Annotated in this window: 20 protein-coding genes; 9 read left to right on the top strand and 11 right to left on the bottom strand. The window is 69.0% G+C overall.

Annotation, left to right across the window (positions count from 1 at the left end; genetic code table 11):
• Positions 1 to 9: 9 nt before the first annotated feature.
• From iolD to iolG, 8 genes are all read right to left on the bottom strand, one after another.
• Entirely contained in the window at positions 10 to 1,833 is a 1,824-nt protein-coding gene (gene iolD, locus AC2SGK_RS05155) for a 3D-(3,5/4)-trihydroxycyclohexane-1,2-dione acylhydrolase (decyclizing) (protein ID WP_488322670.1), read from the bottom strand.
• A gap of 83 nt (positions 1,834 to 1,916) precedes the next feature.
• Complete coding sequence (locus tag AC2SGK_RS05150) at positions 1,917 to 3,821, bottom strand: bifunctional 5-dehydro-2-deoxygluconokinase/5-dehydro-2-deoxyphosphogluconate aldolase (protein ID WP_488322522.1); 1,905 nt, start codon at positions 3,819 to 3,821, stop codon at positions 1,917 to 1,919.
• Positions 3,818 to 4,912, bottom strand: coding sequence for a Gfo/Idh/MocA family protein (locus AC2SGK_RS05145; RefSeq protein WP_488322521.1), 1,095 nt, complete (start codon positions 4,910 to 4,912; stop codon positions 3,818 to 3,820). Before AC2SGK_RS05145 ends, AC2SGK_RS05150 begins: the two co-directional genes overlap by 4 nt.
• Positions 4,912 to 5,688 (bottom strand): ATP-binding cassette domain-containing protein, encoded by a 777-nt coding sequence (locus AC2SGK_RS05140; protein ID WP_488322520.1) that lies wholly within the window; start codon positions 5,686 to 5,688, stop codon positions 4,912 to 4,914. The genes AC2SGK_RS05145 and AC2SGK_RS05140 overlap by 1 nt, the downstream gene beginning before the upstream one ends.
• Positions 5,688 to 6,788, bottom strand: coding sequence for an ABC transporter permease (locus AC2SGK_RS05135; RefSeq protein WP_488322519.1), 1,101 nt, complete (start codon positions 6,786 to 6,788; stop codon positions 5,688 to 5,690). Before AC2SGK_RS05135 ends, AC2SGK_RS05140 begins: the two co-directional genes overlap by 1 nt.
• A 59-nt stretch (positions 6,789 to 6,847) precedes the next feature.
• A complete protein-coding gene (locus AC2SGK_RS05130) occupies positions 6,848 to 7,771 on the bottom strand; it encodes a sugar ABC transporter substrate-binding protein (protein ID WP_488322518.1) in 924 nt (307 codons plus the stop codon).
• Between the two features lie 77 nt (positions 7,772 to 7,848).
• The gene (locus AC2SGK_RS05125) at positions 7,849 to 8,652 is read right to left on the bottom strand and encodes a sugar phosphate isomerase/epimerase family protein (RefSeq protein ID WP_488322517.1); all 804 of its coding nucleotides are present in this window, start codon (positions 8,650 to 8,652) and stop codon (positions 7,849 to 7,851) included.
• A 4-nt stretch (positions 8,653 to 8,656) separates the two neighbouring features.
• Complete coding sequence (gene iolG, locus AC2SGK_RS05120) at positions 8,657 to 9,661, bottom strand: inositol 2-dehydrogenase (RefSeq protein ID WP_488322516.1); 1,005 nt, start codon at positions 9,659 to 9,661, stop codon at positions 8,657 to 8,659.
• Between the two features lie 139 nt (positions 9,662 to 9,800).
• On the opposite strand from iolG, the gene AC2SGK_RS05115 reads away from it, so the two are divergent.
• The 7 genes from AC2SGK_RS05115 to AC2SGK_RS05085 all read left to right on the top strand — a co-directional run bounded on the left by AC2SGK_RS05115 (position 9,801) and on the right by AC2SGK_RS05085 (position 16,480).
• Positions 9,801 to 10,805, top strand: coding sequence for a LacI family DNA-binding transcriptional regulator (locus tag AC2SGK_RS05115; RefSeq protein WP_488322515.1), 1,005 nt, complete (start codon positions 9,801 to 9,803; stop codon positions 10,803 to 10,805).
• A gap of 53 nt (positions 10,806 to 10,858) precedes the next feature.
• Entirely contained in the window at positions 10,859 to 12,085 is a 1,227-nt protein-coding gene (locus AC2SGK_RS05110; RefSeq protein ID WP_488322514.1) for a glutathionylspermidine synthase family protein, read from the top strand.
• Between the two features lie 18 nt (positions 12,086 to 12,103).
• Positions 12,104 to 12,688: a DUF1190 domain-containing protein gene (locus AC2SGK_RS05105; protein ID WP_488322513.1), complete on the top strand. Its 585-nt coding sequence runs from the start codon at positions 12,104 to 12,106 to the stop codon at positions 12,686 to 12,688.
• A gap of 84 nt (positions 12,689 to 12,772) precedes the next feature.
• Positions 12,773 to 13,678 carry a glycine betaine ABC transporter substrate-binding protein OsmF gene (gene osmF, locus AC2SGK_RS05100; RefSeq protein ID WP_488322512.1) on the top strand — a complete coding sequence of 302 codons (906 nt, stop codon included), beginning with the start codon at positions 12,773 to 12,775 and terminating at the stop codon, positions 13,676 to 13,678.
• Entirely contained in the window at positions 13,678 to 14,817 is a 1,140-nt protein-coding gene (locus tag AC2SGK_RS05095) for an ABC transporter permease (protein ID WP_488322511.1), read from the top strand. Before osmF ends, AC2SGK_RS05095 begins: the two co-directional genes overlap by 1 nt.
• Positions 14,814 to 15,749: an ABC transporter ATP-binding protein gene (locus AC2SGK_RS05090; RefSeq protein WP_488322510.1), complete on the top strand. Its 936-nt coding sequence runs from the start codon at positions 14,814 to 14,816 to the stop codon at positions 15,747 to 15,749. The genes AC2SGK_RS05095 and AC2SGK_RS05090 overlap by 4 nt, the downstream gene beginning before the upstream one ends.
• On the top strand, positions 15,746 to 16,480 hold the full coding sequence (locus AC2SGK_RS05085) for an ABC transporter permease (protein WP_488322509.1): 735 nt from the start codon (positions 15,746 to 15,748) through the stop codon (positions 16,478 to 16,480). The genes AC2SGK_RS05090 and AC2SGK_RS05085 overlap by 4 nt, the downstream gene beginning before the upstream one ends.
• Here the strand turns inward: AC2SGK_RS05085 and AC2SGK_RS05080 are convergent.
• Positions 16,471 to 17,148 (bottom strand): GntR family transcriptional regulator, encoded by a 678-nt coding sequence (locus tag AC2SGK_RS05080; protein ID WP_488322508.1) that lies wholly within the window; start codon positions 17,146 to 17,148, stop codon positions 16,471 to 16,473. The genes AC2SGK_RS05085 and AC2SGK_RS05080 overlap by 10 nt on opposite strands.
• A 126-nt stretch (positions 17,149 to 17,274) precedes the next feature.
• On the opposite strand from AC2SGK_RS05080, the gene AC2SGK_RS05075 reads away from it, so the two are divergent.
• Together AC2SGK_RS05075 and AC2SGK_RS05070 are read left to right on the top strand one after the other, a co-directional pair.
• Positions 17,275 to 17,973, top strand: coding sequence for an aspartate/glutamate racemase family protein (locus tag AC2SGK_RS05075; protein WP_488322507.1), 699 nt, complete (start codon positions 17,275 to 17,277; stop codon positions 17,971 to 17,973).
• Between the two features lie 33 nt (positions 17,974 to 18,006).
• Positions 18,007 to 19,356, top strand: a complete 1,350-nt coding sequence (locus AC2SGK_RS05070) for an NCS1 family transporter (RefSeq protein WP_488322506.1) — start codon at positions 18,007 to 18,009, stop codon at positions 19,354 to 19,356.
• A 37-nt stretch (positions 19,357 to 19,393) separates the two neighbouring features.
• Here AC2SGK_RS05070 and AC2SGK_RS05065 read toward each other — a convergent pair whose 3' ends face one another.
• Positions 19,394 to 21,793 carry a glycogen/starch/alpha-glucan phosphorylase gene (locus AC2SGK_RS05065; protein WP_488322505.1) on the bottom strand — a complete coding sequence of 800 codons (2,400 nt, stop codon included), beginning with the start codon at positions 21,791 to 21,793 and terminating at the stop codon, positions 19,394 to 19,396.
• Positions 21,794 to 21,805: 12 nt separating this feature from the next.
• Entirely contained in the window at positions 21,806 to 23,674 is a 1,869-nt protein-coding gene (locus AC2SGK_RS05060; protein ID WP_488322504.1) for an alpha-amylase family glycosyl hydrolase, read from the bottom strand.

Raw genomic sequence — 23,674 nt, 5'->3', positions numbered from 1 at the left:
GGTCCGCCTTCAGTTGATCGTGATCTGCCGCGCCATCCGGTCCAGATAGCGCGCATGGGCCTGTCGCAGGCCTTCGGTCGTGTCCGCATCGGGAATGGCCACGTCCCACCAATGGCCCGCCCCCTCCAGCCCGTCGCCGGGGCCGGGCCGGGGGGTCGTCTCGATCACGATGACGGTGGGGATGTCGCGGCGGGGCGCTGCCGTGATCTCCGCCTCCAACGCGGCCAGATCGGCCGCCCGGACCGCATGCGCCCCCATGCTGGCCGCATGGGCCACGAAGTCGATCGCGGGCTGGGCCGCGACGCGGCTGTCGATATAGAGGTTGTTGAAGGGCGCCCCCCCGCAATGCGCCTGCAGCCGGTTGATGCAACCATAGCCGCGATTGTCGGTCAGGATCACCGTGAAGGGCACGCGGCGCATGACGGCCGTGACCAGCTCGCTGTTGGCCATCATGTAGCTGCCGTCGCCCACGAAGCACAGCACCTGCCGGTCGGGCCTGGCCAGGGCCAGACCCATTGCGCCCGCGATCTCGTATCCCATGCAGGAAAATCCGTACTCCATATGATAGCCGCCCTGCGACGCCTGCCACAAGAGCTTCAGCGCGCCGGGCATCGTGCCGGCCGCACACATGGCGATGCCCTCGGGTGCCGCGCGCTGGACCGCGCCGATGACCTGCGCATCGGTCGGCAGGCCTTGGGGCGCGGTGGCGCAATGCGCATCGACCGCGGCCAGCCAGTCCGCGCGCGGCTGCGTGTCGGGGTCGAAGCGCAGATCGCCCAGGGCGCGGCTCAGCGCCTCAAGCGCGACCCGCGCATCGGCGACCAGCGTCATCGCGCCATGCTTGCCGGCGTCATAAGGCTGCACGTTGATCCCCAGGATCGGCGCTCCGAACAGCGTCCGCGATCCGGTGGTGAAATCCTGCAGCCGCGTGCCGACCGCGACGACCAGATCGGCCGCCTGCGCCACCGCATTGGCCGCGGCGGACCCATCGACCCCCGCCGCACCGAAATTCATCGGATGCGCCTGCGCCAGGGCGGACTTGCCCGCCTGCGTCTCGATCACCGGGATGGCATGGCGGGTCGCGAAATCGGCGAGAACCGCCTCGGCGCCGGAATGGATCACGCCGCCGCCGCAGACGATGACCGGCGCACGGGCCGCCCGGATCGCCTCGACCGCGCGGGCCAGTTCGCCCTCATCGGGCGCAGGGCGGCGGATATGCCAGACGCGGGGCTGAAAGAACGCCTCGGGCCAATCATAGGCCTCGGCCTGCACATCCTGGCAGAAGGCCAGGCAGACTGGCCCGCATTCGGCCGGGTCCGTCATCACCCGCATCGCACGGGGCAGCGCGCTCAGCAGATGCTCGGGCCGGGTGATGCGGTCGAAATAGCGCACCACGGGCCGGAAACAGTCATTCGCGCTGACCGTGCCGTCACCGAAATCCTCGATCTGCTGCAGCACCGGATCGGGGCGGCGGCTGGCATAGACATCGCCCGGGATCAGCAGCAGCGGCAACCGGTTCACATGGGCGACCGCGGCGGCGGTGACCATGTTCGTGGCGCCGGGCCCGATGCTGGCCGTCACCGCCTGCGCGCGCCTGCGCCCATGCCCCTTGGCAAAGGCGATGGCGGCATGGGCCATGGTCTGCTCGTTCTGCCCGCGCCAGGTCGGCAGGGCGTCGCCCGCCTCCTGCAGGGCCTGCCCCAGCCCGGCCACATTGCCATGCCCGAAGATCGCCCAGACCCCGTCGATGAACCGCTCGCCCTCCTCGGTCATCTGCACCGACAACCAGCGCACCATCGCCTGCGCCGCGGTCAACCGCACCGTCTCACCCATGCCCTGCCCCTTCTTCTTCACGAAAATATCCCGCGGGGGGAAATCCCGCAGGGATTGGGGGGCGCGAAGCCCCCCTACCGCCCTCACGCCGCATCGCGCGCCGCATCCCAGATCGCACACAGCCGCCGATAGCGCGCCGCCATCTCCGCCACCGCATCCGCGTCCCCGATCCGGCCCGCGAACCAGTCCCGCGCCACCGCGCCAAAGATCGTCCGCCCGACCGCAAAGCCCCGGACCAGCGGAAACCGCGCCGCCACCGCGAAGCTGGCGGCCAGCTCGTCCTCGGGCGCATCCAGCCCGAGGACCACGATGCCGCGCGTGTGGCGGTCATGCGCCTCGATGGCCGCGATGGCCTTGGCCCAGGCCGCAGCGCCGGTCAGCGGCTCCAGCTTCCACCAGTCGGGGAAGATGCCCGCCGCATAGAACTGCGCGATCAGGGTCGCGGTCGTGTCCTCATCGACCGGCCCGACCTTCGACGGGATGATCTCCAGCAGGAAATCCAGCCCGTTCCGACGCGCAGCGGTGTAGAGCCGCAGCACCGTCGCCTCCTGCTCGGCGCGCAGCGCCGGGTCATCGTCCGGGTGGCAGAAACACAGCACCTTCACGACATTCTCGCGCGCCCATTCGCCCAGCCCCCCGCAGTCGGGGCCCAGTTCAGGCTCCAGCGTCAGGGGCCGCGATCCCGGCCATTCGGCGGGCCGCCCGACCCAAAGGCCCGTGCCGCTGGCCGCATGCAGCGCCGCCCGTCCGATACGGTCATCGCAGAGGATACCGTATCCCGCCTGCCCGTCCTGCACCTGCAACGCGGCCTCAAGGCACAGCCGCTTGAAGGCGCCGCCCCTCTCGGGCGTATAACCCTCCATCGCCTCCAGCTGCATCCGGTGGTCGAAGGCAAAGACCCGCATCGTGGTCCAGTCGCCGCCCATCCGCCCCTGCCGGTTGGTGGCCCAATGCGCCTGCTCCAGCGCCGCGTCGTTCCTCAGATCGGGCCGCACCACGCCGCGCTCCAGGAAGAAGCGCAGCTCCTCCCGGGACGGATAGGCGGGGGTGCAGCCGTGGCGGCTGACCGCGAAGGCGCCGCAGGCATTGGCGTATTCCAACGCGCGGGGCCACGCCTCGCCGTCCAGCCAGCCCTTCAGAAGCCCCGAGAAGAACCCGTCCCCCGCGCCCAGCACGTTGAAGACCTCGATGGGAAAGCCCGGCCCTTGCTGGCCGCTCTCCCACCCCTCGATGGCGCCTTGGAAGGCCACGGCCCCCGCCGCCCCCCGCTTGCAGACCAGCACGGCGTCGCTGATGGCGCGCACGGCGCGCAGCGCCGCCAGCGTGTCCGTGGTGCCGCCGGCGATGTGGAACTCCTCCTCGGTGCCGACGATCAGGTCGAACAACGGCAGCGTCGCCTGCAGGCGCGCGGTTACGGTGGCGCTTTCGACAAAGCGGCTCTCGCCCGCGCCATGGCCCGCCACCCCCCACAGGTTCGGGCGATAGTCGATGTCCAGCGCCGTCCGCGCCCCATGCGCCCGCGCCAGGGTCAGTGCGCGCATCACCGCGGCCTCGGTCCGGGGATGGCTCAGATGCGTGCCGGTCGCCAGGACGCAGCGCGCATCCGCGATCAGGCCTTCGTCGATATCGGCCTCGGACAGGGCCATGTCGGCGCAGTTCTCGCGATAGAAGATCAGCGGAAAGCTGTCCTGATCGCGGATGCCCAGGATGACCAGCGCGGTCAGCCGCTCGGGGTCGGTCGCCACGCCGCGCACATCGACGCCCTCGCGGATCAGCTGTTCGCGGATGAAGCGGCCCATATGCTCATCCCCCACCCGGGTAATGACCGCCGAGCGCAGCCCCAACCGCGCCGTCCCGCAGGCGATGTTCGTGGGGCTGCCCCCGATATACTTGGCGAAGGACCCCATATCCTCCAGCCGCCCGCCGACCTGCTGGCCATAGAGGTCGACGCTGCTGCGTCCGATGGTGATGACGTCGAGGCTCTTCATGCGCCCTCCAGGGAAACGGGGCGACCGGCGCTGGTCGCCATGGCGTGGATGATCCGTTCGATTTGCAATCCGGCGACAAAGTCGGGCCCGCAGGGGGCGGTGCCCCGGATGGCGCGGATCAGGTCGCGGCATTCCACGACCTTCTGTTCGTTGAAGCCGAAACCATGCCCCGGCGCGGGGCAGAAGGCCACGAAATCAGGCTGGTCCGGCCCGGTGACATGGCGCACGAATCCCGCATCGCCCGCCCGGTGGACCCACAATTCGTTCATCTGCTCCTGATCGAAGACCAGCGTGCCTTCCGATCCGTGCACCTCCCATTGCAACCGGCATTTGCGGCCCCGCGCCACGCGGGAGGTGGCGAAGGACCCCTGCGCGCCGCTGGCGAATCGGATCAGGGCGAGGGCGCTGTCCTCGTTCTCGACCGCGCGGGGGCCGTCGGGGGAGGGGCGCGTGGGCACGGCGATCTGGGTCATGGCGGTCAGTTCGGCCACCGGACCCATCAGCGCGACCATGACGCTGACCAGATGGCAGCCCAGATCGCCAAGCGCGCCCAAGCCGCCCCCCTGATGCGTCATGCGCCAGGACCAGGGCAGCGATGGATCGGCCGAATAATCCTCGTCATAGACGCCGCGAAAGGCCAAGGGCCGCCCGATCGCGCCATCCGCGACCATCGCGCGGGCCGCCTGAAAGGCCGGGCTGCGCAGATAGTTGTAGCCCAGAAGCGTCACCTGACCCAGATGCGCGGCGGCCAGATCGGCCATGGCCTGCGCATCCGCCAGCGTCAGGGCCATGGGCTTTTCCAGCCAGACATGCTTGCCCGCGCGCAGCGCAGCCTCCGCCATGGGCCGGTGCAGGCCGTTGGGCGTGGTGATGCTGACCACATCGACGCCCGGGTCCGCGACCGCCGCCTGCCAATCGGCGGTGGCGCGGGCAAAGCCCCAGGCCCGGGCCAGATCGTCCGGCGCCGTGGCATCGGCCAGAACCTCCAGCCGCGGCGGCGTGCCGCCGAAGGCGGTCGCCACGTTGCGCCATGCCATGGCATGACACTTGCCCATGAAGCCGGTGCCGATCAGCGCGACGCCCAGGGACATCAGACCGTCCCCCCCAGGCTGCCTTCCAGCGTGGCCAGCTCCTGCCCGCCGGCCATCAGGTCCTGCAGTTCGGCGGCATCGATCTGGCCCTTCTCGGCGGTGCCGAGCGTCTGGCCCCGGTTCAGCACCGTGAAGCGGTCGCCCACCGCCAGCGCGTGGCGCACGTTGTGGCTGATGAAGACCACGCCCACCCCCTGCGCCCGGACCCGCGCGATGGTGGCCAGAACGTTCGAGGTCTGGCGCACGCCAAGCGCGCTGGTCGGCTCGTCCAGGATCAGCACCTTAGCGCCGAAATGGACGGCCCGCGCGATGGCGACCGTCTGGCGTTCGCCGCCCGACAGCGTGCCCACCGCCTGATCGGGCGCGCGCAGGTTGATGCCCATCTGGCGCATCTTCTCCATCGTGATGCGGTTCGCGGTCTCCAGGTCGAACCGCTTGATGAAGCGGCCCTTGGTGGGTTCGCGCCCCATGAAGAAGTTGCGCGTGACGCTCATCAGCGGGATCATGGCGAGGTCCTGGAAGACCGTGGCGATGCCCGCCTCCATCGCGTCGCGGGGGCTGGAGAATTCCATCGGGCGGCCTTCGAAGGAGATCGTGCCCTCGGTCGGCTTGTGGACGCCCGACATGGTCTTGATGAAGGTCGATTTCCCCGCGCCGTTGTCGCCCAAAAGGCAGTGGCATTCGCCGGGGCGCACGTCGAAGGTAACGCCGTTCAGGGCGATCACGTTGCCGAAGCGCTTCTTGATGCCCTGCATGTGGATGATCGGATCGGACATCAGCGTTCCCCCGTCACGCGCTTGCGGATGGCGTTGTTGAAGACCACGGCCAGCAGCAGCATCGCCCCCAGGAAGACCTGGAACCAGTCTTGGTCGAACCCGGTATAGGTCAGCCCGATGGTGACCATGCCGAAGATGATCGCCCCGAAGAACGCCCCGATGGCGGACCCGTAGCCCCCGGTCAGCAGGCAGCCCCCGATGACGGCGGCGATGATCGCCTCGAACTCCTTCATGAAGCCGCGCCGGGCATCGGTCGATCCGGTGTCGATCACGGTGATGATCGCGACCAGCGCCGCAGCCAACGCGGTCAGCATGAACAGCGTGATCTTGACCCGCCTGACCGGCACGCCCGAATTGCTGGCGGCCTGCCGGTCGCCGCCGGTCGCGAAGATCCAGTTGCCTGCGGGCGTGCGCAGCAGCACAAAGGTGGCGGCGGCGGCGATGGCCAGGAACCACAGGATCTCGACCGGGATGCCGGGGACGGACGGCGCGCCGTTGTTCAGCGTCGCGATGATGCCCTGATCGCCCAGCCAGCGGAACAGCGCCGGGAACGCGTCACCCGAAAAGATCGGGGTCAGCCAGTCGCCCGCCACCGCCTCGCGCACGCCGCGCAGCTGGGTCGAGCCGCCCGTGAACACCTTCAGCCCCACCAGCGACGCTCCGCGCAGGATGAACAGGAAGGCCAGCGTCACGATGAAGCTGGGCAGCCCCGTGCGCAGCACGATGGCCCCGTTGACCGCGCCCATGGCGGCCGCGAAGGCCAGCGTCAGCGGGATCGCGAAGATCAGCGGCAGGCCCATGTTCACGACCAGCACGCCGAAGATCATTCCCGCAAAGGCCACCATCGAGCCGATGGACAGGTCGAACTCTCCGCCGATCATCAGCATGGCGGCGGCGATGCCGAGGATGCCCAGTTGCGCCGCGGGCGTCAGGAAGTTCATGATGCCTGCCAGCGTGAACATGCTGGGGCTGGCGGTCGCCAGAAAAAAGATCGTGACCAGGATCAGGCCGCCGATGGCGCCCAGTTCGGGCCGCTTCATCAGGCGCGTGGTCATGGATTCGGTGGCGATGCGTTCGTCCTTGGACGGGATGTCGGTCATCTTTCGCTCCCCTGTGGGCGGAGGGGGGCGGGCGCGGCAGGGGCGCCCGCCCGCATGTCTCAGCGGATGCCCTGGGCGGACAGCTCGATCACCTGGGCGGCCGCGTCCTGCGTCACCAGGTTCGGGCCCGAGGGCACGTCGCCGCCCGGCATCAGGCCATAGGTCGCGTTCAGCGCCAGGAAGGTCACCGGCAGATAGCCCTGCAGATACTGCTGCTGGTCGATGGCGAAGGCCGCCTTGCCGTCGGCCACCGCCTGCAGGAAGCCTGCCGACAGATCGAAGCTGGCGATCATCACGTCGTCGCGGCCAAGCGCCTCGACGGCGGCCACGGCGGGTTCGCCCACCAGGCTGGCGCCCAGGCCCAGGACGGTGTCGACCTCGGGGTCGGATTCCAGCGCGGCGCGGATCTTGGACTGCACCTCGGTCGGGTCGTTGGCGGTGGGCACCACGGTCACCGTCTGCCCGAAGCCCTGGGCAAAGCCCTCGCAGCGCTGGTCCAGCGAGACGTTGCCGACCTCCTGGTTGACGCAAATGGCCTTGGTCCCGCCCATCTCGGCCAGACGCTCGCCCGCGGCGACGCCCGCGTCGAATTCGGACTGGCCCACATGCAGCAGCGCGCCCAGATCGGCCGCCACGTCGGAGCCGGAGTTCATCGAGATCACCGGGATGCCCGCATCGACCGCCCGCCGGATCGACGGCTCGAGCGCGTCGGCATCCGGGATCGACACGACCAGCCCGTCGGGCTGCTGGTTCACGGCGGCGTCGATCAGCTGGCTCATCGCCACCATGTCGAAGGTCTCGGGCGAGCGGAAATCGACCGTCGCGCCGGTATGCTCTCCGGCCTTGGCGGCGCCGTTCTTGACCACCGACCAGAAGGGGTCGTTGGCCTGGCCATGGGCCACCACGATGATGTTCTGCGCCATGGCGGGCGCGGCCAGCGCCATCAGCGCGGCGGTGGCGGCGGCGGTCGTGAACCTTGTCATGTCTCTCTCCCTTGTTGTTGGCGCAGCCGGCTCCCCCCGGCTGCGATGTCCCGCGCGTGCTTTGCCGCGCGGGATCGTCAGTGGCCCATGGCGCGGATGGCGCGGACGGACCGTGCCAGCATCGCCTCGAGCCTGTCTCGATAGCCCGGGCCCTTATCCGTGCTGAACGGATCGGGGCCGGGGGCGGCGGGTTCCACGATCAGGGGACCCGCATAGCCGATGGCATCCAGCGCGGCGAACTGGGCCGCGAAATCGACATGCCCCTCCCCCACCGCGCCGCGGTTGCTGTCGGCCAGATGATAGAGGCCGATCAGGGCGCCCCCCGCGCGCAGGGCGGCGGCCGGATCGGATTCCTCGATGTTCATGTGATAGGCGTCGGGCAGCAGCGACAGGTTCGCCGCCCCCACCCGCTCCAAGAGCGCCAGCCCCTCGGCGACGGTGCGGACCTGATGGCTCTCGTAGCGGTTCAGGATCTCGAAGCAGACCGGGCGCGGCGCGGCCATGGCGGCGATCCGGGCGACGCTGTCGGCCAGGATCGCGTCCTCATCCGCCCCGCCCACGGGGCGGATGCGCCCGACCAGCCCGTGACAGCCGATGCGCGGGCCGTGGCCCAGCGCGTCCGACCAGGCGATCAGGTCGCGGTAGTAGTCCAGGCCCCGCTGACGCACCGCGTCGTCGGGATGGCTGATGTCGGCATCCCCCGGCGTGATCGACCAGATGGCCAGCCCCGCATCGCGGAAGGCCGCGCCCGCCGCGACCGGGTCCAGCGTCAGGTCGCCATGGATCTCGACCCCGCCCAGCCCCGCGCGGACGGCACGGGCGGCGATGGCGGACAGGTCCTCTCCGCCGAAGATCCAGGTGCAGCAGCCGATCCCGCGCATGCGCTCAGCCCAGCATGTCGGGGGTGATCGCGACGGTCGCGCCCTGGGCCAGCGACCGCGCGGCCGCCTCGGCGCAGGCCAGTGCCGCGACGCCCTCGCGCAGCGTCACGGGCATGGGCGTCCCCTCGGTCACGCCCTTCAGGAAGGCCGCCCATTCGATCTCATAGGCGCGCATGTAGCGTTCCAGGAAGAAATGCAACGGCCTGGCGCTGACCGCGCCGGCGGTGGTGATCTTCTGGACGGTGGTCTCCAGCACGTTGGCCGCCGACAGCAGGCCCCTTGATCCCAGCAGCTCCAGCCGCTGATCGTATCCGTATCCGGCGCGGCGCGAGTTCTTGATGACTGCGATGCGCCCGTCCTGCCAGACCATCGTCACGGCGGCCGTGTCCACGTCGCCCGCCAGGCCGATGGCCGGATCGACCAGCGACGATCCATGCGCCGTCACCCGCGCGGGCGGCCCGCCGAAGATCCAGCAGGCCATGTCGAAATCATGGATCATCATGTCGCGGAACAGCCCGCCCGAAACCTTGACGTAATCGACCGGCGGCGGGGCCGGGTCGAAGGAGGTGATCGACAGCAGCTCCCCGTCGCCGATCTCTCCGGCGTCGAAGGCCGCCTTCAGCGCCGCGAAGTTCGGATCGAACCGGCGGTTGAAGCCGATCATCACCGGCCGCCCCGTCGCCTCGGCCGACTTCAGCGTCGCCAGCGCGCGTTCCAGCGACAGGTCCACCGGCTTTTCGCACAGGACCGCCTTTCCGGCGGCGGTGGCGCGGGTGATCAGGTCGGAATGCGTGTCGGTGGATGTGGCGATCAGCACCGCGTCGATGGCCGGATCGGCGATGACCGCATCAACGCTGCGGGCCTCGGCCCCGATGCGCGCGGCCAGCGCCTGCGCGGCCTCGGCGTTCACGTCGGCCACGGCCACGACGGTGCAACGGCCCCCGACCGTCATCGATTGCGCGTGGACCTGGCCGATCCGGCCAGCGCCCAGCAATGCCACGTTCAGCATCTGGTCTTTCCCCCCTCGAATCACCCTGCGGCGACCCCCTCGACCTGACGCTGCGTCAGCTTGCACGCGCGTGCAACAAATTTCTGCACGCGCGTGCAACGACCTTTCGGCGGCGGTCCGGCCGGGCTATCCTGACCCCATGGACGACACGACGGACAGCAAGGGCGCGGTGACGGCGGATGACGTGGCGGCGGCGGCCGGCGTCTCGCGCTGGACGGTCGCGCGCGCCTTCAAGAAGGACGCCTCGATCAGCCGCGCCAGCCGCGACCGGGTGCTGGCGGCGGCGGATGCCCTAGGCTATGCGCCGGATCTGGCGGCGGCGGGGCTGGCCTCGGACCGCTCGAACCTGGTCGCGATCATCACCAACGACTTCAACAACCCGCACAAGCTGGTCCTGCTGGAGCGGCTGACGCGCATCCTGTGGTCGCGGGGCTGGGGCACGCTCTTGGTGCACATGTCCGACAGCGACGACGCATCGGCCGCGCTGCTGGCGGCCAGCCAGCGGCGGGTGGATGCGGCGGTGGTCATCGGCACGCGCTTCGACGACCGCATCCTGGGCACCGCCCTAGGCGCGCGGCGCCTGAAGAAGCTGGTGATCTTCGCCCGCTACAGCCAGGACCCGAACACGCTGACCATCGCCTGCGACGACGTGATCGCCATGCGCGAGATCGCCGACCACCTGCTGGAGCGCGGCTATCGGCGCCCGGTCTTCCTGGCCGGGCCGGACACGCAATCGGCCAAGCTGCACCGCAAGACGACCTTCATCGCCTATTGGGAACAGCGCACCGGCCATCCCGTCCCCGCGATCCATGCCGAGGCCTATGACTTCGGCCCCGCGATCGACCGCGTGACCGACCTGCTGAGCGGCCCCGGCCCGCGCCCCGACGTGCTGGTCTGCGAGAACGACATCGTCGCCATCGGCGCCATGGACGCGATCCGCCACGGGCTGGGCCTGCGGGTGCCGCAGGACGTGGCCGTGACCGGGTTCGACGACATCCCGCTGTCGGCCTCTCCCGCCTATCGGCTGACCACCTATCGCCAGCCGATCACCGCCATGGCCGAACAGCTGCTGGAGGTGCTGGAGGGGCGGCGGACCACGGACGTGCATCTGCCCGGCCGCTTCATCGCCCGCGACAGCAGCTGAGCGCGACGGTTTGAACGCTGGCCCTTGCGCGCGCCAGCCGCTACATCTGGGGCATGCGCAAGATCACCCTTCCCGAACGCCCCGACCTGGCCGCCAAGGCCGCCGACGTCGGCTTCACCTTCGCCCATATGCATGGCGAGCCCTATTGGGACGAAACCAGCGCCTATCGCTTCACGCTGGCCCAGATCGAGGATGATCTGGAGGCCCCCGCGACCGAGCTGCACGCCATGACGCGGCAGGCCGTGGCACGGATCGTCGCGGAGCCCGCGCTAATGACGCGGCTTGGCATCCCCGCCGCGCATCAGGGGCTGGTGCGCGACAGCTGGGCGCGCGGCGAGCCCGAGATCTATGGCCGGATGGACCTGGCCTATGACGGCACCGGCCCGGCCAAGCTGCTGGAATACAACGCCGACACGCCGACCTCGCTCTATGAATCCGCGTCGTTCCAGTGGCAGTGGCTGGAGGATCAGCTGGCCGCGGGGCACCTGCCCCAGGGCGCCGACCAGTTCAACGGCATCCACGAGGCGCTGGTCGAACGCTTCGGCGCCGTCTTCGGGCCGAACACCGACATCCACTTCACCGCGGTGGCGGGCAACCCCGAGGATTACGCCACCGTCGAATCGATGGCCTGGGCCGCGCGCGAGGCCGGTATGGGCGCGCATTACACCGATCTGGAGAAGCTGGCCGTCAGCCGTCAGGGCCAGTTCCTGGACGATCAGGACCGTGTCATCGGCACGCTGTTCAAGCTCTATCCGTGGGAGGACCTGCTGGCCGACGACTATGCCCGCCACATCGCGGGGTCGGGCTGCCTGTTCCTGGAGCCCGCCTGGAAGGCGGTCGTGTCGAACAAGGGCCTGCTGCCCATCCTGTGGGAGATGTTCGAGGGCCATCCCAACCTGCTGCCCGCCTTCTTCGCCGATGACGTGGCCCCTGCCCTGGTCGAGGGCGGCCGGCCCGACCCGGCGGTGGCCGCGGCCTTCCGGCGCGTCGCGGACAGGTTCCGCGCCGCCCATGTGGTCAAGCCGATCTTCTCGCGCGAAGGCGCGGGCGTTGTGATCGTCGAGAACGGCGACGTGACCGAGGCGTCCGAGAACCGCGACTATGACGCCCATGCGCGGATCGTGCAGGCCTATCAGCCGCTGCCCGAGTTCGACGGCTTCCGCCCGGTGATCGGCGCCTGGATCGTGGGCGATGCCTGCGCGGGCATCGGCATCCGCGAGGACCGCGCCCGCATCACCCAGGACCTGTCGCGCTTCAAGCCGCATTTCATCGCGGGCTGACCCGCAAGGAGGATTTCCATGAGGACCCGTTCCAGAAAAGTCGCCCTGACCATCCTGGGGGCCGCCGCCTTCACCGTCGCGGGGTGCCGCGAGGAGCAGGTCGAGGCGCAGGCCTTTCCCGATCTGGCATCGTGTCAGGCGGCGGCCTCGAATGGCGGCCTGGTCACGGCCGATCAGTGTGCCCAGGCCTTTGCCGAGGCCGAGGCCCTGCATGTCGAATCCGCCCCCCGATACGACAGCCTGGCCGTCTGCGAGGAGCAGCACGGCGCCGGCAATTGCGGCTCCGAGGAACAGCAGGTCAGCAATGGCGGCTCGGGCAGCATCTTCATGCCGCTTCTGGCGGGCTATCTGATCGGGTCGATGCTGGGTCGCGGGACTGCGGGCATGGCCGCGTCCCAGCCCATGTACCGCAACGCGCAGGGCGGCTTCACCAATGCCGCCGGGACCACCAATTTCGGCAGCAATGCGGGCCGCGCGACCATGTCGGCGCAGAACTTCACCCGTCCGGCGGCGACCGCGGGCCAGCCGCCGATGACGCGGGCCACAGCGGCCTCGCGCGGGGGTTTCGGCGGCTCCAGCGCGGCGCGCAGCTTCGGCGGCTGAGGCGCGGGGCGGCAGGGAACCAAATCGTCGCGGGGGCATTGGGCCGTTACGTCCCACATTGCCGTCCGCGCGACAGGAGATCCCATGAAAGCCCTCACCCCCCTTGCCGCACTGCTGATCGGCGCCGGCATGTCCGCCGCTGCGCAGGACATCACCGTGTCCTCCAAGATCGACACCGAGGGCGGCCTTCTGGGCAACATGATCCTGCTGGCGCTGCAGGATGCAGGCCTGCCGGTGCAGGACCGCCTGCAGCTGGGCGGCACGCCGATCATGCGCGACGCGATCACCTCGGGTCAGATCGACATCTATCCGGAATACACCGCCAACGGCGCGTTCTTCTTCAACGAGGCCGACAGCGAGGTCTGGAAGGATGCCGAGGCCGGCTACAAGCGTGTGGCCGAGCTGGATCTGGAGCAGAACGGCATCGTCTGGCTGCAGCCCTCGCCCGCGAACAACACCTGGGCCATCGCCCTGCGCCAGGACCTGGCAACTGAGAACGATCTGCAGACCATGACCCAGATGGGCGAATGGATCGCGGGCGGCGGCGCGATCAAGCTGGCCGCATCGACGGAATTCGTCACCTCGCCCGCGGCGCTGCCCGCGTTCCAGGAGACTTACGGCTTCACCATGAGCCCCGATCAGCTGGTGCAGCTGTCGGGCGGCGACACGGCCGCTACCATCGCGGCGGCGGCGCAGCAGACTTCGGGCGTGAACGCCGCGATGGTCTATGGCACCGACGGCGGCATCGCCCCCGCGGGCCTGGTGGTGATGGAGGACGACCAGGGCGTGCAGCCCGTCTATCAGCCCGCCCCGATCATCCGCGCCGAGGTCCTTGAGGCCCATCCGACCATCCCCGACATCCTGGCGCCCATCTTTGCGTCGCTGGACCTTGAGACCCTGCAGGAGCTGAACGGCCGCATCCAGATCGGCGGCGAACCCGCGGCCACCGTCGCCCGCGACCACCTGACTCAAGCGGGCTTTCTGGACTGATGCGCGCGCGGCTGGACCGGCCCGGCCTGCTGTTCGCCGCGATCGGTCTGGCCGGGCTGGCCCTGCCGCTGGTCCAGTTCAAGCCGAACCGCATCGTGCTGGGCGAGGGGCTTTCCCTGACCGCCGCCCTGCCCCAGGGACTGCTGCTGTCGCTGGCCTTGGGCGCGGTGCTGGTCGCGGGCTGCCTGCGCTGGCCGCCGACGCTGCGCCTGGCCGCCGCTGCGGCGGCGCTGCTGGCGGTGCTGCTGGCCTTGGGCGCGGCGGCGACGCATCTGACCCCGCCCGACAACACGCTGGCCCGCGTCGCGCCCTCGGTCGGGTTCTGGCTGATGGCCCTGGCCTTCGCGCTGATGCTGGCCGATGCGCTGGCGCGGATGAACCCGGCGCTGTGGCTGCGCTGGCTGATCCTGGCCGGGGCGGTGGCCGCCATCGGCGCGGTGCTGGGCTCGGGCGCGCTGGACGGGGTCTCGGTCATGCGCGAATACGCCGCGCGGCAGGACATCTTCCTGCGCGAGGCGCGGGCGCATCTGACGCTGGCCTTCGGGTCGCTGGCGCTGGCGCTGCTGATCGGGCTGCCGCTTGGGGTCGCGCTCTATCAGGCGCGACGCCTCAGGGGGCCGGTCCTGTCGGTGCTGAACATCCTGCAGACGATCCCGTCGCTGGCCCTCTTCGGCGTGATGATCCCGGTCTTCGGCTGGATCGCGGCCACCGTGCCCGGCGCGGCGCAGGCGGGGGTGGCGGGCATCGGCCTGTTTCCGGCGCTGGTCGCGCTGTTTCTCTATTCGCTGCTGCCGGTCGTGTCGAACACGCTGACCGGGCTGACCGGCGTGAACCCCGCCACGCGCGAGGCCGCGATCGGCCTGGGCCTGACGCGGACGCAGCTGATGCTGCAGGTGCTGATCCCGCTGGCGCTGCCGGTGCTGCTGGCGGCGGTGCGGATCGTTCTGGTCCAGAACATCGGGCTGGCGGTCATCGCCGGGCTGATCGGCGGCGGCGGTTTCGGCACCTTCGTCTTTCAGGGCCTGAACCAGACCGCGATGGATCTGGTCCTGCTGGGCGCCCTGCCCACCATCGCCCTGGCGCTGATCGCCGGCATTGCCCTTGATCTGCTGGTGCGTTCCAGCCGGAGGTCCGCATGATCGACATCCAGAACCTGACCCGCCTCTATGACGGCCGCGCTGCGGTCGACGATGTCAGCCTGACGGTCGAGCCCGGCCAGATCGCGGCGCTGGTCGGCACCTCGGGCTCGGGCAAGACGACGCTGCTGCGCATGATCAACCGGCTGGTCGAACCCTCGGCCGGGCGCGTGCTGATCGACGGGCAGGACACGCGCGAGGTCGCGCCCCACCTGCTGCGCCGCCGCATCGGCTATGCGATCCAGGGCCACGGGCTGTTCCCGCATCGCAGCGTGGGCCAGAACATCGCCACAGTTCCGCGCCTTCTGGGCTGGGACCAGACCACGATCCGCGACCGGGTGGACGAACTGCTGACGCTGTTCCAGATGGAGCCGGACCAGTTCCGCGACCGCATGCCCCATGAGCTGTCCGGCGGCCAGCAGCAGCGCGTGGGCGTGGCGCGCGCGCTGGCGGCAAAGCCCGACCTGCTGCTGATGGACGAACCCTTCGGCGCGCTGGACCCGGTGATCCGCGCCAAGGCGCAGGCCGACCTGCGCGACATCCAGCGCCGGCTTGGCACGACCCTGATCCTGGTCACCCATGACATGGAGGAGGCGGTGACCCTGGGCGACCGCATCGCCGTCATGGACAAGGGCCGCCTGGTCCAATACGCCCCCCCGTCCGAGATCCTGACCGCCCCCGCCACGCCCTTCGTGCGCGACCTGATCGGGCTGGATCAGCGACCCTTCCACCTGCTGTCGCTGACCCCGGCCTTTGCCCTGGCGCGCGAAGGCCATGCCGACGGCCCCGCCCTGCCGCGCGAGGCGACCCTGCGCGACGCGCTGGCCGAATGCCTGTGGAGCGGGCGCGACGCCCTGCCGGTCGAGGGCGGCGGCGTCATCACCCTGGCCGTGCTGCGCGCCCAGGCCGCACCGCAGGCACGGGCGGCGGAATGATCGGACGCATCCTGCTGGCCCTGGCCGCGGTCCTGCTGCTGGCCTTCCTGATCGCGCCGGGCTGGTTCGCGCCGGTCTTTCAGCCCTTCACCCGCAACAATGCGCCCGCGATCTATACCCAGACCCCGCTCTGGTCGCTGACCCTGTCGCATCTGGCGCTGGTCGCACTGGCGGTAGCGGCATCGACGGTGGTGGCGCTGGTGTTGGCCGTGCTGGTGACGCGGCCCGCGGGGCGCGAGTTCCTGCCCCTGGCGCGCACGATCACCGGCGTGGGCCAGACCTTTCCGCCCGTCGCGGTGCTGGCGCTGGCCGTGCCGATCATGGGCTTCGGCGCCGGGCCGACGCTGGTGGCGCTGTTTCTGTATGGCCTGCTGCCGGTCTTCGAGAACACGCTGGCCGGCCTGACCACCCAGCCCGCCACCGTGGCCGAGGCCGCGCGCGGCATGGGCCTGACCCCGCGCCAGCGCCTGTGGCAGGTGGACCTGCCGTTGGCCCTACCGGTGATCCTGGGGGGGATGCGGCTGACGGCGGTGATCTCGCTCGGCACGGCCACCATCGGCTCAACCGTCGCGGCCCGCACTCTGGGCGAGGTGATCATCGCGGGGCTCTTGTCCTCGAACACGGCCTTCGTGCTGCAGGGCGGGCTGGTCGTGGGCATCATCGCCGTGCTGATCCACGAGGGGTTTCAGGCGCTGGAACGCCGCGCCCGCGCGCGGATCGGTCAGGCCTGACGCCGCAGCGCCGCGGCCAGCCCGTCCGTCGCGGGCAGCGCCTCGTCAAAGCGGATGCCGCCCTCGATATGGCGCAGATGCATGTCCAACAGCGACAGGGCCCGCGCCTCGTCCCGCGCGGCGATGGACGCGACGATGCCCGCATGCTCATCCTCGGCGCAAAGCGTGGTGTGCCCCTGCGCGTATAGGCCGATGATCAGCGAGGACCGCATCGTCAGCTCGTCCAGATAGCGGGCCAGGACCGGGTTGCGCCCGATCCGCGCCAGCAGAATGTGAAACCCCCGCGAGAGGCGGATCAGGGCGGGGCGGTTCTCATGGCCGCGCGCGGCATCCTCCTCGGCCAGATGGGCGCGCAGATCGGCCAGATCGGCGGCATCGGCCAGGCGCACCGCATTGCGGCAGATCGTCGTCTCGATCGCGCGGCGGGCCTGGAACACGTCGCGCGCGTCCTGCGGCGTGGGGGTCGCCACATAGGCGCCCCGGTTGGGCAGGTGATCGACCACCTGCCAGCCGGTCAGCATCGACAGGGCGCGCCGCACATGGGCGCGGTTGCAGGCGAAGATGTCCGACAGCGCCTGTTCGCCCAGCTTCGTCCCCGCCATCAGCCGCTGATCGGCGATGGCGTCCAGGATGCTGTCCACGATCAGGGTCTCAGCCGGCTTGTCCATGTTTCCTGATTGCACCTTCCCCGGGCGGTCGCAACATCCTTCCGCCTTATAATATGGCAGGAAAATATGATTATTGATTGTTAACAATCGCTGGTAACAATGGTGCGACTCAGGAAGGAATCCCCGATGAAGCTGGCCGTGATCAACCCCAACTCCACCGCGTCGATGACCGACAAGATCGCCGCCGCCGCCCGCGCCGTGGCCGCACCCGGCACCGAGGTCGAGGGCCGCACCGCCCATGGCGCCCCCGCCAGCATCGAGGGCCAGTTCGACGAGGTGATGTGCGCGGCCCACCTGCTGCGCGAGGTCCAGGAGGCCGAGGCCCAGGGCGCCGACGCCATCGTGGTGGCCTGCTTCGACGACCCCGCCATCGGCGCCTGCCGCGAGGTGGCGACCGGCCCGGTGCTGGGCATCTGCGAGGCGGGCGTCAAGGCCGCCAGCATGATCGCCACCTCCTTCAGCATCGTCACCACCCTGCCCCGCTCGGTTCCCGTGATCGAGGATCTGGTGCGCCGGTACGGGCTGGACCACCAGTGCCGCCGCGTCCGTTCCGCCGCGATTCCGGTCCTGGCCCTGGAAGAGCCTGGTTCGGATGCACGCGGCCGGGTGCGTGCCGAAATCCTGCGCGCCATCGAGGAGGACGGCTGCGAGGCGGTGCTTCTGGGCTGCGCGGGCATGGCCGATCTGACCGAATGGCTGTCGGCGGAATGTGGCATCCCGGTCATCGACGGCGTCACCGCCGCCACGACATTCGCCGAGGCGCTGGTCCGCGCCGGGCTGAGGACCTCCAAGATCGGCGCCTATGCGCGACCGATCCAAAAATAAGAAAACCGCCATCCTCCGACAGGGAAAACCCCCATGACCACAACCACGATGACCGCGGGCGCGGTCCCCCAGGACGACAAGAAGATGGGCGAGGAAAGCCTCGCCCCGCAGCAGACCCGCATCATGGATCCCTGGTCCTACCTGTTCGCATGGCTGGGCGGCTGCGTCAGCATCGGCACCTTCACGGTCGGCTCGGGCCTGGTCGGCACGCTGAACCTGATCCAGACGGTGGTGGCCATCGCCATCGGCTGCACGGTGATCGGCATCGCGCTGATGATCAACGGGCGCGCGGGCCACAAATACGGCATCCCCTTCATGGTGCAGGCGCGCGCGGCCTTCGGCTTTTCGGGCACGCGGCTGCCGGCGCTGGTGCGGTCGGTCCCGGCCATCGTCTGGTACGGCTTCCAGAGCTGGATCGGCGCCGGGGCGCTGAACCTCGTCTCCGAGACCATGTTCGGCTACTCCAACATCTGGGTGTTCTTCATCGGATTCCAGTTCCTGCAGATCGGCCTGTCGGTTCTGGGCTTTCACGGCATCAAGTGGCTGGAGAACATCGGCGCGGTGTTCATCGTGGGCGCGCTGATCTACATGTTCTTCAGCGTCATCGACCAGTATGGCGCACAGATCAGCGCCAACCTGATCCAGACCGAAGGCACCTGGGGCGCGCCCTTCTGGGGGGCCACCATGCTGTTCCTGGGCGTCTATTCGACGATGATGCTGAACGTGTCCGACTATTCGCGCGAATTGCAGCATCGCGTGGGGTCGGTGCGGCAGGTGGTGATCTATGCCAACTCGATCCTGCCCGCGACGCTGTTCATGGGGCTGATCGGGCTGATGGTGTCCTCGGCCACCGGAGAGGTCGACCCGATCAAGGTCTTCTCCAGCGCGTTGGACAACCCGATCCTGCTGGTGGTGACGCTCCTGTTCATCGCCTTCGCGCAGGTGACGACGAACATCCTGAACAACGTGGTGCCGCCCGCCTATGCGATGATGGATGTCTTCAAGCTGCCCTTCAAGGCGTCCGCGGTCATCGTGGGCCTCCTGGCCTTCGCGACCTTCCCCTGGCTCCTGGTGCGCGATGAATCCGCGGCGGGGCTGGGGCTTTTCATCCAGACCTACAGCGCGTTCCTGGGGCCGATCTTCGCGATCCTGGTGGTCGATTACTACGTCATCCGCCGCCAGACCCTGAACCTTGACCACCATTACGATGCCGAAGGCCCCTATCGCGGCTGGAACCCGGCGGCGGTAATCGCGACCGTGGTGGGCGTGATCGTGGCGCTGATCTTCTCGGGCATCAGCTGGTATGCCAGCCTGATCCCGGCGGGGGCCACCTACTGGCTGCTGATGCGGCACCTGCCCGCGGCGCAGCGTTTCCGCGCGTGACCAAGAAAAAGGCCCCCGGTGACAGGGGCCTTTCACATCACGCGAGCACGACCGGCACCGCGTGCCAGATGTCGCGCATATAGCCCCGGATCGTCCGGTCCGAGGAGAAGAACCCCGACCGCGCGATGTTCAGGGCCGCCATCCGGTCCCAGCCCGCGTGATCGGCATAGGCCCGATCCACCGCCCGCTGCGTCGCGAAATAGCTGTCGAAATCCGAGGCCACCAGGAACGGGTCGTCGTTCCACGTGCGGTCCAGCAGCGTGTAATAGCTGTCGGCCCGGCCGAAGCGCCCTTCGGCGATCAGCTGCAGGGCGATCTTCATGTCCTCGCTGGCCTCGATGGCGCGACGGGCATGGCCGGGGCGGGCCTTTTCGGCCGCCGCCTCCTCGGCGGTCAGGCCGAAGAGGAAGAAGTTCTGGGCGCCCACATGCTCGCGGATCTCGACATTGGCGCCGTCCAGCGTGCCGATGGTCAGCGCGCCGTTCATGGTGAACTTCATGTTGCCGGTGCCCGACGCCTCCTTGCCGGCGGTGCTGATCTGTTCGGAAAGATCGGCGGCGGGAATCAGGTCCTCGGCCATCGAGACGTTGTAGTTCGGGGGATAGGCGATCTGCAGGTATTTCGCCGTGACCGGGTCGTTGTTGATCTTGGCCGCCACGTCGTTGACCAGGTGGATCACCGATTTCGCCAGCCAGTATCCCGGCGCGGCCTTGCCGCCGAAGATCTTGACGCGCGGCGTCCAGTCGCCGTTCGGATCGTCATGGATGCGATGCCACAGCGCGATCGCCTCCAGCACGTTCAGAAGCTGACGCTTGTATTCATGGATGCGCTTGACCTGCACGTCGAAGATCGCGTCCGGGTCGGCCTTGACGCCCAGCCCCGCCAGCAGCCCGTTCGACAGGATCACCTTGTTCGCGCGCTTGGCCCCGCGCAGATGCGAAAGGAAGCCCGCATCATCGGCATGGGCCTCCAACCCCTTCAGCTGATCCAGGTCCCGCGTCCAGCCGGTGCCGATCGTGTCGTCCAGAAGCCGCGTCAGACCGGGGTTCGACATGCGCAGCCAGCGCCGCGGGGTCACGCCGTTGGTCTGGTTCACGATCCGGTCGGGATGCAGCTTGTGCAGATCGGCAAAGACCGTGTCCTTCACCAGATCGGTATGCAGCGCGGACACGCCGTTCACGCGGCCCGCCATGATGAAGGCCAGTTCCCCCATATGGACCTGATCGCCATGAACGATGCCGATATGGGCGGGGCGGTTGGTCGTCTTGCGGTGATCGTCGTCGATCATCTGGATGATCTGCATGTGGCGCGGCAGGACGCGGCCCATCAGCCAGGTCGACCACCGCTCCAGCGCCTCGGGCAGCAGGGTGTGGTTGGTATAGTTCAGCGTGCGCCGCGCCAGATCCTGCGCGCGGTCGAAGGGCAGGCCGTGGACGTCCATCAGCAGGCGGATCAGTTCGGGGCCCGCGATGGCGGGATGCGTGTCGTTCAGCTGGATCGCGACCTTTTCTGGGAGGATCTCCAGATCGCCATGTTCGGCCAGGAAGCGCGCCAGGATGTCCTGCAGCGCGGCCGAGGTCAGGAAATATTCCTGCTTCAGCCGCAGCTCCTTGCCACTGTCGGTGGTGTCGTCGGGATAGAGGACGCGCGACAGGGTGCGGGCCAGCGCCTCGGGCTCGGCCGCCGCAGTATGATCGCCCGCGTTGAAGCGCGACAGGTCCAGCAGCGTCGTCGGCAGCGCCCCCCACAGCCGCAGCGTGTTGGCCCAATCGCCGCCCCATCCGATGACCGGCGTGTCATAGGCGCGCGCGATCACGCTCTCGCCCGGATGCCAGACGGCGTGGCCGTCCACGGTCTCGACATGCCCCTTGAAGCCGATCTCGTAGCTGTAGTTGATGCGCACGAATTCCCAGGGATGCGGCTGGTTCAGCCAATCCTCGGGCGTCTCGACCTGCTGGCCGCCCTCGAAGCGCTGGCGAAACAGCCCGTGCTCATAGCGGATGCCATAGCCGAAGGCCGGGCAGGACAGCGACGAGAGCGATTCCATGAAACAGGCCGCCAGACGCCCCAGGCCCCCGTTGCCAAGCGCCGCGTCGGGCTCATTGTCCAGGATCACCTGCTCGTTCAGGCCCAGCAGGGTCAGCGCCTCGCCCATGGCGGGCTTCAGGTTCAGGTTGATGATCGCGTCGCCCAGGATGCGGCCGATCAGGAACTCCATCGACAGGTAATAGACCCGCTTGGCGCCCTGGTCGCGGGCGGCGCGGATGGCGCCGACCCAGGGGCCGACCATCAGGTCGCGCACCGTATAGCTGACGGCAAGCCGCCAATCGAAAACGGTTGCGAATTCCGGGCCGCGGCCCTGGGTATAGGTCAGGTGATGCAGGATCTGGTCGCGCAGATCCTGTGCCGAGGGTGCTTGGGTCAAAATCGGCCTCATGGGCAGGGTAAATCAGGACATCCAGACGCGGCCATAGGGCGGCAAGGCCAGCATGTCGTCATGCAGCGCCACCGTCGCGTCGGACAGGATGTCGCGCATGTCGGTCACGCCTTGAAAGCGCATCCAATCGCCGCTGACCTGTTGCCAGCTTTCCGTGAAGTTGAAAAGACACAGAATGGCGCCCTGGGGCGCGCGGCGGGCGAATGCCAGGATGGCGGGGTTGCCGCTGTCCAGAATCTCGGTCGGATGCCCGCCATGCAGGCGGTCGCAGGACCGGCGCGCGGCCAGGATGGCGCGGGTGCCGTGCAGCACGCGCCCCTCGGGGCTGTCGGGATGGGCGGCGGCCCGGGCGGCGCGGTCCCAATCCATCGCGGGGCGGTTGATCCAGCGGCTGTCATGGGCGTGTTCCGGCACGTCCAGATAGCCGTGGTCGTTCCCCATCGCCAGCTCGTCACCCATGTAGATCAGGGGGATGCCGCCGAAGGACGCGATCAGCGCATGGCCCAGCAGGATGCGGTCGACGGCATGATCCACGGCCAGCGGATCGCCCGCGGCCAGCCCCGCCTCCATCCCCGCCAGCGCGGCAAAGCTGCCCGCGATGCGCTTGTCGCCGGTCTCGGGGTTCTCCTGGAACAGCATGCCGCGAGCGAAGCTGCCCGGAAAGCTGCCGTCATAGAAAGCCGACAGGAAGGCGCGATGCGCCGCCCCGGACAGGCCCAGGGTGCCCGCATCCTCATCGGTGATCGCCCATCCGATGTCGTCGTGACAGCGGATATAGGTCGCATAGGTCGCGTTGGTCAGCACGGGCGGGAAATGCGTGCGCAGCACATGCGTCATCAGCCGCGTGTCGCGCGTGGCCAGCGCCGACCAGTACTGGACCATCAGGCTGTTGTGATAGCAGAGGTTCCCCTCGCGCCCGTCATGCTCTCCGCGCCCGAAATAGGTCAGCATCTCGGCCGGGCCGACGATGGCCTCCTCCAGGTGGATCACCGCATTGGCCGCGATCCGGGTGCAGGCGCGCAGAGCGCGCAGGATCATGTGGACCTCGGGCTGGCTCTGGCAGGTGGTGCCCATGCGCTTCCACATGAAGGCCACCGCGTCCAGGCGCAGCACGTCGACGCCCTTGTTGGCCAGGTTCAGCATGATCCGCACGATTTCCAGGAACACCCGCGGATTGGCCCAGTTCAGGTCCCATTGATGGGTGTTGAACGTCGTCCAGACCCATTTGCCGAATTCCGGGTGATGGGTGAAGCTGCCCGGCGCGGTCTCGGGAAAGATCTCGATCAGGGTCTGCTCATAGGCGCGGGGCAGCGTGTCGTCGTCGAACATCAGGTACATGTCCTGATAGTCCGGGTCGCCCGCCGCTGCGCGCCGCGCCCAGTCATGCTCCTGCGCGGTATGGTTCAGCACCAGATCGACACACAGCGACATGCCCCGCTCGCGCAGGCTGCCCGCCAGCCGCGTGAGGTCGGCCATGCGCCCGAAGGCCGGGTTGATCTGGCGATAGTCCATCACCGAATAGCCGCCATCGCTGTCGCCCGGGCGCGGCATCAGGCAGGGCATCAGATGGACATAGCTGATCCCCAGATCGCGCAGGTAATCCAGCCGGTCATGCACCCCCGCCAGCGTCCCGGCAAAGCGGTCGATGTAGAAGACATAGCCCGCCATGCCCGACCGCTGGAACCAGTCGGGCTCCAGGTCGCGCATCAGGTCCAGGCGTTTCAGGTCGGCGGGACGCGCGGCCCAGCCCTCGCGCAGGGCGGTCTCCAGCTCCGCGCAAAAGGCGCCGTAATCGGGGCGGTCGCCATAGAGACGCTCCAGCATGGGCCAGAGGTCGGGGGCGCTGCGCGCCAGGCGCATGTCGAAGATCGAAGGGGTCAT

It is taken from the genome of Paracoccus sp. NIOT.M2S5SZ12 (genome assembly GCF_057748165.1).
Note: the sequence above shows the minus strand (reverse complement) of the source record. Positions and strands in the feature narration are given on the sequence as shown.